The 11,941-nt window shown below is 67.8% G+C and carries 15 protein-coding genes; 5 read left to right on the top strand and 10 right to left on the bottom strand.

Annotated elements, in window-relative coordinates; translation table 11 throughout:
* The 5 genes from KDJ86_RS20225 to ygfZ all read right to left on the bottom strand — a co-directional run.
* Nucleotides 1-913 (bottom strand): PEP/pyruvate-binding domain-containing protein (locus KDJ86_RS20225; RefSeq protein WP_291750154.1); only part of this gene is annotated, 913 nt, incomplete at its 3' end.
* Nucleotides 914-1,022: 109 nt separating this feature from the next.
* Nucleotides 1,023-2,018 (bottom strand): NUDIX hydrolase, encoded by a 996-nt coding sequence (locus tag KDJ86_RS20230; protein WP_291750157.1) that lies wholly within the window; start codon nt 2,016-2,018, stop codon nt 1,023-1,025.
* Between the two features lie 18 nt (nt 2,019-2,036).
* Complete coding sequence (locus KDJ86_RS20235; RefSeq protein ID WP_291750160.1) at nt 2,037-2,552, bottom strand: tyrosine phosphatase family protein; 516 nt, start codon at nt 2,550-2,552, stop codon at nt 2,037-2,039.
* A 44-nt stretch (nt 2,553-2,596) separates the two neighbouring features.
* Nucleotides 2,597-3,217 (bottom strand): HD domain-containing protein, encoded by a 621-nt coding sequence (locus tag KDJ86_RS20240; protein WP_291750163.1) that lies wholly within the window; start codon nt 3,215-3,217, stop codon nt 2,597-2,599.
* 60 nt (nt 3,218-3,277) lie between these two features.
* Nucleotides 3,278-4,150: a CAF17-like 4Fe-4S cluster assembly/insertion protein YgfZ gene (gene ygfZ, locus KDJ86_RS20245; protein WP_291750166.1), complete on the bottom strand. Its 873-nt coding sequence runs from the start codon at nt 4,148-4,150 to the stop codon at nt 3,278-3,280.
* A gap of 72 nt (nt 4,151-4,222) precedes the next feature.
* Between ygfZ and KDJ86_RS20250 the strand changes: the two genes are divergently transcribed.
* Nucleotides 4,223-5,569 carry a dihydroorotase gene (locus KDJ86_RS20250; RefSeq protein ID WP_291750171.1) on the top strand — a complete coding sequence of 449 codons (1,347 nt, stop codon included), beginning with the start codon at nt 4,223-4,225 and terminating at the stop codon, nt 5,567-5,569.
* Between the two features lie 6 nt (nt 5,570-5,575).
* Here KDJ86_RS20250 and KDJ86_RS20255 read toward each other — a convergent pair whose 3' ends face one another.
* The 4 genes from KDJ86_RS20255 to KDJ86_RS20270 form a co-directional block, all read right to left on the bottom strand.
* Nucleotides 5,576-6,259: a hypothetical protein gene (locus tag KDJ86_RS20255; RefSeq protein ID WP_291750174.1), complete on the bottom strand. Its 684-nt coding sequence runs from the start codon at nt 6,257-6,259 to the stop codon at nt 5,576-5,578.
* A gap of 103 nt (nt 6,260-6,362) precedes the next feature.
* Nucleotides 6,363-6,599, bottom strand: a complete 237-nt coding sequence (locus tag KDJ86_RS20260; protein ID WP_367116862.1) for a hypothetical protein — start codon at nt 6,597-6,599, stop codon at nt 6,363-6,365.
* A 170-nt stretch (nt 6,600-6,769) separates the two neighbouring features.
* On the bottom strand, nt 6,770-7,195 hold the full coding sequence (locus tag KDJ86_RS20265; RefSeq protein WP_291750180.1) for a TIGR02301 family protein: 426 nt from the start codon (nt 7,193-7,195) through the stop codon (nt 6,770-6,772).
* Between the two features lie 34 nt (nt 7,196-7,229).
* Entirely contained in the window at nt 7,230-7,694 is a 465-nt protein-coding gene (locus KDJ86_RS20270; RefSeq protein ID WP_291750183.1) for an NUDIX hydrolase, read from the bottom strand.
* A gap of 53 nt (nt 7,695-7,747) precedes the next feature.
* Here KDJ86_RS20270 and KDJ86_RS20275 point away from each other — a divergent pair, with 53 nt between their 5' ends.
* A complete protein-coding gene (locus tag KDJ86_RS20275; RefSeq protein WP_291750186.1) occupies nt 7,748-8,425 on the top strand; it encodes an SOS response-associated peptidase in 678 nt (225 codons plus the stop codon).
* 32 nt (nt 8,426-8,457) lie between these two features.
* Here KDJ86_RS20275 and KDJ86_RS20280 read toward each other — a convergent pair whose 3' ends face one another.
* Nucleotides 8,458-8,619 carry a hypothetical protein gene (locus KDJ86_RS20280; RefSeq protein WP_291750188.1) on the bottom strand — a complete coding sequence of 54 codons (162 nt, stop codon included), beginning with the start codon at nt 8,617-8,619 and terminating at the stop codon, nt 8,458-8,460.
* A gap of 238 nt (nt 8,620-8,857) precedes the next feature.
* Here KDJ86_RS20280 and KDJ86_RS20285 point away from each other — a divergent pair, with 238 nt between their 5' ends.
* From KDJ86_RS20285 to cnbZ, 3 genes are all read left to right on the top strand, one after another.
* Nucleotides 8,858-9,637, top strand: coding sequence for a DUF1499 domain-containing protein (locus KDJ86_RS20285; protein WP_291750190.1), 780 nt, complete (start codon nt 8,858-8,860; stop codon nt 9,635-9,637).
* A gap of 227 nt (nt 9,638-9,864) precedes the next feature.
* The gene (locus KDJ86_RS20290; RefSeq protein WP_291750193.1) at nt 9,865-11,061 is read left to right on the top strand and encodes a mandelate racemase/muconate lactonizing enzyme family protein; all 1,197 of its coding nucleotides are present in this window, start codon (nt 9,865-9,867) and stop codon (nt 11,059-11,061) included.
* Between the two features lie 37 nt (nt 11,062-11,098).
* Nucleotides 11,099-11,839: a 2-amino-5-chloromuconate deaminase CnbZ gene (gene cnbZ / locus KDJ86_RS20295; protein WP_291750195.1), complete on the top strand. Its 741-nt coding sequence runs from the start codon at nt 11,099-11,101 to the stop codon at nt 11,837-11,839.
* The last annotated feature ends 102 nt before the right edge of the window (nt 11,840-11,941 follow it).

Here is an 11,941-nt window from a genome sequence, read left to right on the forward strand (position 1 = left end):
GGTCGGAGCCGGAAGTGACACGGGCCGCCTCGGTCAGGTCGCGTGGCGTGCGGATGCCGGCCACCACGTCCTCGCCCTGGGCATTGATCAGGTATTCGCCATAGAGCGCCTTCTCGCCGGTCGAGGGATTGCGCGTGAAGGCGACGCCGGTCGCCGAGGTATCGCCCATATTGCCGAAGACCATCGCCTGGACGTTGACGGCGGTGCCCCAGTCTTCCGGGATGGAATGGAGCCGGCGATAGGTGATCGCCCGCGGCGTCATCCAGGATTCGAACACCGCGCTGATCGCACCCCAGAGCTGGTCGGACGGGTCCTGCGGGAAGGGCGAACCGCGTTCGCGCTCGACGATGACCTTGTAGTCACGGACGAGCTCCGCCCAGTCGTCGCCGCTCAATTCGGTGTCGAGCGTGTAGCCGCGCTCGTCCTTGAAATCCTCGATGCGTTCCTCGAACTGATGGACGTCGATGCCGAGCACGACGTCCGAATACATCTGGATGAAGCGGCGATAGGAATCGTAGGCGAAGCGCTTGTCGACGCTGGTCGCCAGCGCCTCGACGGTGGCGTCGTTGAGGCCGAGATTGAGGACCGTGTCCATCATGCCGGGCATGGAGGTGCGCGCACCGGAGCGCACCGAGACCAGAAGCGGCATCGTGCCGTCGCCGAATTTCCGGCCGGTCCTCTCCTCGGTCGCGGTGAGCGCCGCGCGGACCTGGTCGGCGAGATCGCCGGGATAGGTCCGGTCGTTGTTGTAGAAGAACGTGCAGACTTCCGTGGTCAAGGTGAAGCCCGGCGGAACGGGCAGGCCAAGGCTCGCCATTTCGGCGAGATTCGCTCCTTTCCCGCCCAGGAGTTCGCGCATTTCCGCGCTTCCCTCCGCTTCGCCATCGCCGAAACCGTAAACCCACTTCCCCATCGGTCGCTCCAGTCGGGCTTTGCGCGAGGGCTCTCCCTACCCAGCGGAATGATGCAGTGCAATGGGGTTGCTTGCCGCATCGGCGAGCTTTGCCCATGAAATCTGCCCGTCAGGCGCGTGACCCGAGCCGCAGGCCGGGCGCCGGGCGCTCCTGGACGACTTCCCTGCGGAAGCGGAAGAGGGCCGCGGGCCGGCCGCGCTTCGGCCGCGTCGCCTCGCCGGTCGGCTCGACCAGCGTCGCGGCTTCCACCAGCCGGCGGAAGTTCTGCTTGTGGAGGCGGCGGCCCGAAATCGCCTCGACGGTGAGCTGCAGGTCGGTCAGCGTGAATGCCTCGGGCATCAGCTCGAAGACCACCGGGCGGTATTTCAGCTTGGCGCGGAGGCGCGAGATGGCGGTCGCCAGGACGCGACGGTGGTCGAAGCGCATCGGCATGCCGGTGACGCCGGCCGGAAGCAGGATATTCTCCAGCGAGGCGCGTCCGTCGCGCAGCGCCTCGTGGACGAGGCCGGCTTCGTAGAGAAGTTCGTAGCGGTCGAGCACGCGCTCTTCGTCCCATTGCTGGCCTCCGGAGCCGAAGGCGAGCCGGACCCGCTCGCGGCGGGTAAGGCCGCGACGGACAGGATCGTCGCCGGGCGGCGCGCGCTCCCAGCGGCGTAGCGCCGGCAGCAGCGACTGGTCGAGCAGCGCCGGCCGCCCGTCGCGCCAATCCTCCCAGGGGAAGAAGCCGTACCACCGTTGCCAGCGGGCGCCGGCAAGCGTCAGCGCTTCCGAATGGGCCGCCTCCGGGCCGGTCAGCGCGAGATAGCCGACCGAGACCAGGTGCGGTCCGCGGTCGCCGCGATGGGCGTGCCGTCCGCGATCGCCGAAGGTGTAGAGCTGCTCGACATAGCCGAGCTTCAGCGCCGTCTGCTCCTCGACCCAGGCCCGAAGACCCATCTCGAGGGTGCGGTGGAGGATGGGATCGAACGGGCCGAAAGGCAGGCCGTCCGGCTCGCCGGGGCCGACCTGCGGCGAGACCACCAGGATCAGCGGCTGCTGGTCCTCGACCGCGACGATCGCCGCGTTAAGCCCGATCTCGATTGGTGGTCGCGTGGCGGGCGCCATCCAGCGCGGCCCCGCTGCCTAGTCCTGGAGGGGAACGGAGAAGGGTGAATTCTCGAAGGCGAGCTCGCCGCGGCCGATGGCATTGATCGCCTCGACCATCCGCCCGTTGCGGCCGAGCAGCTCGTCGCCAAAGGCAACGATAAGGGGGTTGGGATAGGCCCATGGCGACGCCTCGCGGAGCCTTAGCGCGACCTCGCGCTCGCTCCGGTCCGGACGGGCCGTGCAGAGCGCGACGAAGGCCGCCGCCGTCGAGCGGCTGATTCCGGCGTAGCAATGGACGACCATCGCCCGTTCGCCATCCCAGCGTTCGACGAAGGTGATCAGCTCCCGCACGTGGTCCTCGGTGGCCGCCACCAGTCCCTCGGTCGGCTCGACGATGTCATTGATGCCGAGGAAAAGATGGTTCTCCCGAGCGATGGTCGACGGCCGGACCACCGGTGTGTCGTCGTTGATGACGCTGACAAGGTGGCTGGCGCCGGAAGCGGCGACGGTCGCGGGAACCTGCGAAAGGGGACACACGTGTACCTGAGGCATCACTCTTTCCGTTAGAACTCTCCTAAACTCGTATCTTAGGGCGATCACGCCGGCCGGTCACCTGCTTCCGCGAGCAGCGCGGAGAAATGCCTGAGGAAGCGCTTCTCGGCCTCGGCGGCGGGCCACGGCTTCAGGTCGAGTTCCGACCGGTCGATGCCGCGCGGATGGCCGAAGAACTTCACCGCCTCGGCTTCCTCGAAGCCGGCCAGCGCCGTCGCTTCGAAATAGGCGGCGGAGCGGTCGCCCGACTTGATCCGGGCCTTGAGGCGGGCCGCAACCGGGTATTTCAGCCCGAAGCGGCGATGGATGGCCGCCAGCAGCCGCGCCTCGATCTCCCGATATTCGTCGCCGAGCAGGATCTTGAAGGGGGAGATCAGGTCGCCGATCACATATTCCGGCGCGTCGTGCAGCATGACCGCAAGCCGGTCGCGCGCGCCGAGATCGGGATTGGTGATCCGCAGGATCCGGTCGACCAGCATGGTGTGCTGGGCGACCGAGAAGGCATGGGCGCCGACGGTCTGGCCGTTCCAGCGGGCGACCCGCGCGAGGCCATGGGCGATGTCCTCGATCTCGATGTCGAGCGGCGACGGGTCGACGAGGTCGAGCCTGCGGCCGGAGAGCATCCGTTGCCAGGCGCGGGGTGGGGCTTTCGGTCGGTCGGGCATCGGCGACGTGATCTTGATCGGGGCTGCGTCCCCAGTGTCGCCGATTCGCGGCGCCTTGCGCTATCCGGGATCGTCCGCCGCCGGCCAGTCGAAATTCGCCCATTCCGGTATCGACAAGGTGATCGGGGCACCCGCCGCCAGGATCGGCACGCCGGCGTCCATCGCCTCGCGTGCGCGATCGAGCCGGACCAGTGCCAGCGCGGTACCCCCCGAGGACGACCCGAGGCTACCGATCGGCCTGGCGCTGGCGGTGACCTCGCTGCCCGTCGGCGGGGGATTGTCGATGCGGCCGATGACGACGCGGCGGCGCGCGGTGCCCCGGTGCTTCATCCGCGACACCACCTCCTGGCCGACGAAACAGCCCTTGGCGAAATCGATGCCGGCGAGGTCGTCCATATCGGCGTCATGGGGAAAGGCGTCGCCGAAGGCGAAGTCGATGCCGCCCTCCGGCACGCCGAGCGCGATGCGATGGGCGTCATAGGCGGCCTCGGTCGATTCCTCGAAATCCGGCGCCATATCCGCTCCCGGCGGCACGATGGCGCGGTAGCCGAGCGCCGGCAATCGCGGGTCCGGCGCGACGACGCCGTCGAGTTGCGGCGCTCCGTCGCTTCCCCAGGCCGCGACGACGATCCGGTCGTCGGAGAGGTCGGCCAGGTCGACCCTGGCGCGCAGCCTGAACATCTCCAGGCGCTTGAGGAGGGCGCCGACCTCGCCTCGCGCGATGTCGAGGAGATAACGGCCGTCGTCGTGGAAGATGACGAAGTCGAAGAGCAGCTTGCCCTGCGGCGAGAGCAGGCCGGCGAAGACGGCCCGGCCGGGGTCCGCGTCGTCGACATTCGACGTGAACAGGTTGTCGAGGAATTGCCGCGCCTCCGGACCGGAGACGGCGACGACACCGCGCCGCGGCAATTCTGCGATACGGGCTTCTGTCATGGGCTTGTCCCGGGGCTTGCCAGAGGTCGGCTGGTTACGTAAGCGGAGAGACCCGCCGAGACAAGGATCGACATGAGCTCAGAGACATTCGACGTCGTTTTCGCAGGCGCCACCGTGGTCAACCAGGACGGATCGGGCATCCGCGACATCGGCATCCGCGACGGCCTGATCGCGGCGATCGGGACGATCGGCGCCGACGCCTCCGGCGAGCGGATCGATTGCACCGGCCTTCACATCCTGCCCGGCGTCATCGACACCCAGGTCCATTTCCGCGAACCCGGCGCCGAGCACAAGGAAGACCTGGAATCCGGTTCGCGGGCGGCCGTGATGGGTGGCGTCACCGCGGTTTTCGAAATGCCGAACACCAGTCCGCTGACCACATCGGCCGAGGCGCTTGCCGACAAGGTGCGGCGGGGCACCGACCGGATGCATTGCGACTTCGCCTTCTTCGTCGGCGGGACGCACGGCAATATCGACGATATCCGGATGCTGGAAAGGCTCCCGGGTGCCGCCGGGATCAAGATCTTCATGGGCTCCTCGACCGGCGATCTGCTAATCGCCGACGACGAGGGACTGGCGGCGATCCTCGGCAGGACGCGGCGGCGGGTCTCGATCCACGCCGAAGACGAGCCGCGGCTGATCGACCGCAAGGGCGAGCGCGCCGACAACGATCCGTCGAGCCATCCGGTCTGGCGCGACGAGACCGCGGCCCTCCGCGCGACGCAGCGTCTGCTGCGGATCGCGCGGGAAACCGGGGCGCGTGTCCACCTCCTCCATGTCTCGACCGCCGAGGAGATGGATTTCATCGGCGCCTACAAGGACAACATCACGGTCGAGGTGACGCCGCAGCACCTGACCTTCGCCGCCGACCGCTACGACGATCTCGGGACGCGGCTGCAGATGAATCCGCCGATCCGCGGCGCCCGTCATCGCGACCGCCTGTGGTGGGGGCTGGGGCAGGGCATCGTCGATGTCCTCGGCTCCGATCATGCGCCGCATACGCTGGAGGAGAAGGCGAAGCCCTATCCGGCCTCTCCCTCCGGCATGCCGGGCGTCCAGACCCTTGTGCCGGTGATGCTCGACCACGTCGCCGCGGGCCGCCTGTCGCTGGAGCGTTTCGTCGACCTCAGCTCGGCCGGCCCGGCGCGGATCTTCGGGATCGCGCGCAAGGGGCGCATCGCCCTTGGCTGTGACGCGGACCTGACCGTCGTCGATCTGAAGCGCCGGGAGACCATCGGCGACGACTGGGTCGCTTCCCGTTGCGGCTGGACGCCGTTCGCCGGGATGACGGTGACCGGATGGCCGGTCGGGACCGTGCTGCGCGGCCGTCGCGTCATGTGGGAGGGCGAGCTCGTCACCCCCGCCACCGGCAGGGCGATCCGGTTCCTGGAGGCGCTGCCGCCGGTGTCGGAGGCCTAGGGACCTCTATTCGCCGACGAGGAAGAAGCTCCACGTCCCGTTCGGCGCCAGGCCGACCCGGTAGGAGAGGTATGTGCCGAACATCTTCATGTCCTCATAGTCGCCCGGATAGACGATCTTCAGGAGCTCGACGATTTGCGGCCCGGTGAGGAGCTCCACCGGGTAATGGGCGAAATAGGGCCAGACATACATCTCGTCCGGTGTGCCCTCGCCGTAATGGACATAGCCCGACTCGAGCATTTCGCTGAGCACGGCGAGAATCTCGCGTCCCTCGGTGTCGCTGGACAGCGAGCGCAGATATTCGACGGAATCCTCGCCGATGTCGTTGTAGCTGAAGACCGGCGGCTCGCCATTGGCCTCGATGATCGGGCGAAGCTGCTCGATATCGCCGCTGGCAGCGGCCTCGAGGATCTGCTCGCGCAGGCGGCGGACCGGCGTCGGCAGCATGCGGGGATCATACTCGACCTTGGGCGCGACCCGTTCGCCGGCGGAGGGGCGGGCTGCCGCGCCGACACCGGGAGGCAGGTGGCTGTCCGGAGGCACCTCCGGCATGACCCGGTCACCAGCAATCTGGGGAGGGAGTTCCTGTCCGATCACCTCGGGATCGCTCACCGGCGCGGCGGCTGCCGGACCTGCGAGCAAGGCGAAGAGACCGCTTGCGATCAGAAGACGCACCAGATTCACCGCCATGGCTGCCCTCCCGCCATTGACGCGCAGCCAGCAAGATCGCCCCGTCCCAGTCTAGCCTAACGACCTTCCGGGGCAACGGACAAATGGCAGCGCCCGCGCGGCGTTACTGGACGACGCGGCTCAACGAGAATTCGAAGGCGCGAATCCGGTCCGGCAGGGTGTGGGCGAGCCCGGCCACGGCCTCCTCGCCATAGGTCTCGACGAGATCGGCGAACGCCCGGAACATCGCGGCATGCGCGAGGATTTCCACGTCGACACCCGCCGAGGCCGCTTCCTCCCAGGCTTCGGTCAGATAGGACAGCGCCAGTCTCTTTTTCTCGGCAATACAATTGTCGTCCAAGGTCGAATCCACATGCTGCGCCGTTGTCGTCGCCATAAAATTCACCCGTCCCCGTCTCGGCCAAACTATTCGATTCAAAAGCTAACATGTAAAATTGCGCGCAACAGCCACATCATGAAAAAAGGGTTAACGGCGACTTAAGGATTTCGAAAGTCGGGTTAACGGTCCGTTTACTCTTGCCGGCCGTAGCGAACCACGACATCGCGGGCGATCCGGGCGCCTTCATCCATATACCGGTCGATCGCCAGCGTCGCGGCGGGGGTGCAACTTCGGTAAACGGCCTTGAAGCTCTCATACCCGCGGTTGAAGCTGTCGACGAAGCGCGCGCGCCGCGCGGGGCTGGCCTGGTCGGAATCGAGCAGCGCCTGCATCTGGTCGCGCCACAAACCGCCCTCGTCGCTGTTGCAGAGGTGGCGCATGTAGTGGATCGCGCCGAGAATTTCGGAGAGGCGGAGCAGGGATTCGTCGTAGGGCGTCGTCACCGCCGGTTCGGGGGCCGCCGGCTCTTCCGTCTCCTCGGCATTGGCGGCCGCCGCCAGCCCGGATGCGATCAACAGGGTGATCCCGATCGCCGTTGCCTTCCAAGGTATCTGCACGCGTGAACCGTCCTGTTTCTTGCCTGCGACCGGACTACCGCATCCCGAGCCGGGCGAGAATACGGCCGGTGTCCTTCGTCATCGGCAGCGTAGCGAGCGCCTCGGCCCCGAACCACCGGGCGTCGCCCGCGTCGTCGCCGGCCGCGAGCGTTCCGCCGACCGGCCGGCCGTCGAACACCATCAGGACATAGTGACGGCCAACGGTGGCCGATTCGGGGCTGGGCAGGATTTCGGCATGATCGATCGGCGCCCCGATCTCGACGACGATGCCGGTTTCCTCCAGCACCTCGCGGGCGGCCGCGGCCGCGAGCGACTCGCCGAATTCGACCGCGCCGCCGGGAAAGGCCCAGATTCCCTCATAGGGCGGCTTGGCGCGCTGGACGAGAAGCACCATGCCGTCGTGGCGAATGACGGTGCTGACGCCGAGCAGCGGGCGGGGTGGGGAAGACGACACCATGCCGGCGATGGTATCCGCGGCGCCGGACGACCGGAAGCCCATCGATCGGCCGGCCTGGGTTAGGATCGGCCGGACCAGGGAACCAAAGGCAGGCCATGTGCGGACGCTATATCCTGACCGCGACGCCGGAAGAGCTCGCGGCGTTGTTCGGCTATATCGACGGGGAGTGGTTTCCGCCGCGCTACAACATCGCGCCGACCCAGCCGATCGCCATCGTCCGCGCGGTCGACGGCCGGCGCCGCTTCGCGCTCGTCCGCTGGGGGCTGGTGCCGTCCTGGGTCGAGGATCCGCGGAAATTCTCCCTGCTGATCAATGGCCGGGCCGAGGGGCTCGTCACCAGGCCGTCCTTCAGGGCCGCCTACCGGTACCGGCGTTGCCTTGTGCCGGCCTCCGGCTTCTACGAATGGCAGCGCTCGGCAGGCGGCAAGCAGCCCTATCTGATCAGGCCGCGGGACGGCCGACCGGTCGCCTTCGCCGGATTGTGGGAGAGCTGGATGGGGCCGGGCGGCAGCGAGATCGACAGCGCCTGCATCATCACCACCGCGGCCAACCGGCTGATGGCTCCGATCCACGACCGGATGCCGGTGATCCTCGATCCGGAGGACCATGGCCGTTGGCTCGACGTCCGCGGCCATCCGGCCGACGCCGTCGGCGACCTGCTGCGGCCGGCCCGCGACGACCTGCTCGAGGCGGTCGCGGTCAGCCGTCGCGTCAACAAGGCGGAGAATGACGATCCCGCCCTGCTGGAACCGGCCGAACCGACCCTGTTCTAGTCGGTTCCACCGGTCGGGTGTTTGCCGCCCTTTCAGGCCGGCTTGACGACCGTTTCCTCGCGGGGGCGGCCGAGTGCGGCGACAACCTCCGGAATGGCGACGCTGTGATACTGGCGTTCGAGCGCCTCTTCGCGCTCGCGATCGGCCCGCGAACGGAAGGGTTGGCGGTCGATCGGACTCTTCGATGCAATCACGGTTCTTCTCTTGGTCCTGGCACCTTTGGCGAGGCGAATGCCGCCTGCGCTTCCGGTCTCATTTCGCCAGTTTGCGGCGGAATCATGAAGACATGGTCAATAAGTGATGGGGATCACGGAATGTCCGCTTTTCGCCGCGCGGCTGTGTCCGGCCGGCCATTGTTCCACCCGCTGCTTGCGCCGGCCGCGCCAAGCCGGTAGCTGACACCCTTGTCTTTCTCTGGGAATCGACTGGCGGATGTCAGCCCGACTGCGCGAACGCCGCTCCTTGCTGGCAGTATGGAGTTCCAGGCTCTCCCTGCTGTCGATGCCGATCCTGGTGATCGTCGCGATCGGCCATCGCAGCGGCCTGATGGGGGCAACCCAGGCCTATGCGGTGATGGCGCTGGGCTTCGCACTCGCCGGTTTCGGCGTGCTCGCGGCCCTTGGGGCGCTGGAAGGCATCTGGCGTGACGGCCGCAAGGGGCTCGGCGCCGCGCTGCGCGGCCTGCTGATCGGCCTCGCGGTCCTCGTCGTGCCGCTGGCGGGCGCCTGGAAGCTCGTCACCTATCCGCAGCTGATCGACATCTCGACCGATGTCGAGGATCCGCCGGCTTTCGTCCTGGCGCCCGCCGATCGCCCGGCCGACGCGCGCCCGGTCAGCGCTCCCACCGACGAGGAGATCGAGCTCCAGCGCGAGGCCTATCCGGACATCGTCTCCCGCCACTATCCGGTCGGTACGGCGCGGGTTTTCGAGGATACCAAGACGATCGTCGAGGGCCGCAACTGGCGTGTCCTCGGCATGCAGCCGCCGACCGAGGAGGAGGAGGCGGGATGGATCGAGGCGGTCGCTGCGACGCCGATCTTCGGCTTCCGCCAGGACGTCGCGATCCGCATCCTGCCGGACGGGGAGGGCGCCCTGGTCGACATGCGCTCGGCCGCGCGCAACGGTTCCCACGACCTCGGCGCCAATGCCGAGCGCATCCGGGCCTTCTTCCGCGACCTCGACGCCTCCCTCCAGGGGATCAGCGAGGAATAGCCGGCGGGTCCGGCGTGAAATCCGCCGCCGCGCGGGACCCGTCCGCCATGATTCCCGGCAGGTTTCTTGCCCGACGGAATTGGCGTTGGCCCATGGCGTGTGGAGCGCGGTATCGTAGAGAAATCATGACCCGCCGGGATCCGGGGCGAATGCCCGGGCCGGGGCCCTGACGACGCAGGCCGGAAGCGGTTCCGGCGGACCGAGACGATGGACTGGGAGGACGACAGGTGAAGATCACGGGATTTGAAACGGTTCGGGCGGAGGAACTGGAGAACCTCCTCTGGCTCCAGGTCGAGACCGACGAGGGCATCGTCGGACTGGGCGAGACCTACATGATGCCGAGGACGGTGGAGGCTTATATCCACGAGGTGGTCGCGCCGAAGCTGCTCGGCCGCGACCCGCTGCAGATCGACCGGATTGCGAAAGACCTCAACGGCTATCTCGGCTTCCGTTCCTCCGGCGCGGAAGTCCGCGGCAACTCGGCGCTCGATATCGCGCTCTGGGACATCTTCGGCAAGGTCACCGGCCAGTCGATCACCCAGCTCCTCGGCGGTGCCTCGCGCGAAAAGGTGCGGACCTATAATACCTGCGGCGGGCCGAATTACATGCGCACCGCCAAGGGCGTGAACCCCGGCAACTGGGGCCTCGCCGAGACCGAGCGCTACGACGACCTCAACGGCTTCATGACCCGCGCCGGGGAGCTCGCCGAGGATCTTCTCTCCGAGGGCATCACGGCGATGAAGATCTGGCCGTTCGATCCGGCCGCGCAGAAGACCGACGGCCAGTATATCTCCAGCGAGGACCTGAAGGCCGCGCTCGAACCCTTCGAGAAGATCCGCAAGGCGGTCGGCGACAGGATGGACATCATGGTCGAGTTCCACTCGATGTGGCAGCTCGTGCCGGCGATGACCATCGCCAGGGCCCTCGCCCCCTACGACACCTTCTGGCACGAGGACCCGATCAAGATGGACAGCCTGGCGAGCCTCCGCCGCTATGCCGCCGTGTCCCCGGCGCCGATCTGCGCCTCGGAGACGATCGGCACGCGCTGGGCCTTCCGCGATCTCCTCGAGACCGACGCGGCCGGCGTGATCATGCTCGATCTCTCCTGGTGCGGCGGCCTGTCGGAGGCGCGCAAGATCGCCGGCATGGTCGAGGCCTGGCATCTCAGCATCGCGCCGCATGACTGCACCGGCCCGGTGGTGCTGACCGCCTCGACGCATCTGTCGCTGAACGCGCCGAACGGGCTGATCCAGGAAAGCGTCCGCGCCTATTACAAGACCTGGTACCAGGACCTGGTCACCGCGCTCCCCGAGGTCAAGGACGGCTATATCACGGCGCCGCCCGGCCCCGGCCTCGGGCTCGAACTCGTCCCCGATCTCGACAAGCGCTTCACCGTCACCCGGCAGGTGTCGAAAGCCCGGTGACCGCGGCGCCCGCCGCACGAGACGAGAAGGAGGAGACGTGGCAACGAGGGATTTCGCCGACGGCGGCTACCGCTTCATCGAGGGTGTCTCGCAATATTCGGCCGGCGTCGCGGCGCTCGACGGCTACGAGATCGCCCGGCTGAGGTTCGAGACGCCGGTGCCGCTTGCCGAGGGCTTCGCCCGGATCGAGGCCCGTCTCGCCGGGGCGGGCCGCCCGCTGACCGCCTTCTGCGCCTGCGAATTGCGCTCGCCCGAACCCTTCACCGAGGACGGCTTCCGTGTCTTCAACACCCGTTATGTCGAGACGCTGGAGCGCTGGGGCATCGTCCGGGACGGTGTCAATCCGGTGGCGCGCAGCAACGTCTGCCCGGAGGTCGGCGCCGCCGGCGAGCCGGTCTTCCACGCCTTCTCCTATACGCGGCCGACGCCGGAGCTCACGCGCTCCTTCGTCGTCGCGGGAAGCGGCGAGGTGCCGGAAGGACAGGCGAATTATCGCGACCATATCGTCCGGCGCGGCGACCTCGGCGTCGAGGGGCTCGGCGAGAAGGTGCGCTTCGTGCTGGCGACCATGGCGGCGCGGATGGCCGAGCTCGGCTTCGGCTGGGCCGACACGACGGCGACCCAGGTCTACACCGTCCACGACGTCCACCCCTTTGCCGCTGAGATTGCCGGCCGCGCCGGCGGGGCAGGGATGACCTGGCACTATGCCCGGCCGCCGGTCGTCGACATCGACTATGAGATGGATTGCCGCCGCATCCCGTTGGAGGGCGTCATCTGAAGAGCTGAACCGCTGGGCGTCGGAAGAGGGCTCTCGGGCAGCCCCTGAAATGATTGGTCGGAGTGGCAGGATTTGAACCTGCGACCCCCTCGTCCCGAACGA

Source organism: Bauldia sp., assembly GCF_020442045.1.
Lineage (GTDB): Bacteria > Pseudomonadota > Alphaproteobacteria > Rhizobiales > Kaistiaceae > Bauldia.

Coding starts and splice junctions, on each gene's coding strand:
- KDJ86_RS20230 (WP_291750157.1), bottom strand. CDS start 2,018: ATGGCGCCCGCCACGCGACCACCAATCGAGATCGGGCTTAACGCGGCG.
- KDJ86_RS20235 (WP_291750160.1), bottom strand. CDS start 2,552: ATGCCTCAGGTACACGTGTGTCCCCTTTCGCAGGTTCCCGCGACCGTC.
- KDJ86_RS20240 (WP_291750163.1), bottom strand. CDS start 3,217: ATGCCCGACCGACCGAAAGCCCCACCCCGCGCCTGGCAACGGATGCTC.
- ygfZ (WP_291750166.1), bottom strand. CDS start 4,150: ATGACAGAAGCCCGTATCGCAGAATTGCCGCGGCGCGGTGTCGTCGCC.
- KDJ86_RS20250 (WP_291750171.1), top strand. CDS start 4,223: ATGAGCTCAGAGACATTCGACGTCGTTTTCGCAGGCGCCACCGTGGTC.
- KDJ86_RS20255 (WP_291750174.1), bottom strand. CDS start 6,259: ATGGCGGTGAATCTGGTGCGTCTTCTGATCGCAAGCGGTCTCTTCGCC.
- KDJ86_RS20270 (WP_291750183.1), bottom strand. CDS start 7,694: ATGGGCTTCCGGTCGTCCGGCGCCGCGGATACCATCGCCGGCATGGTG.
- KDJ86_RS20275 (WP_291750186.1), top strand. CDS start 7,748: ATGTGCGGACGCTATATCCTGACCGCGACGCCGGAAGAGCTCGCGGCG.
- KDJ86_RS20285 (WP_291750190.1), top strand. CDS start 8,858: ATGTCAGCCCGACTGCGCGAACGCCGCTCCTTGCTGGCAGTATGGAGT.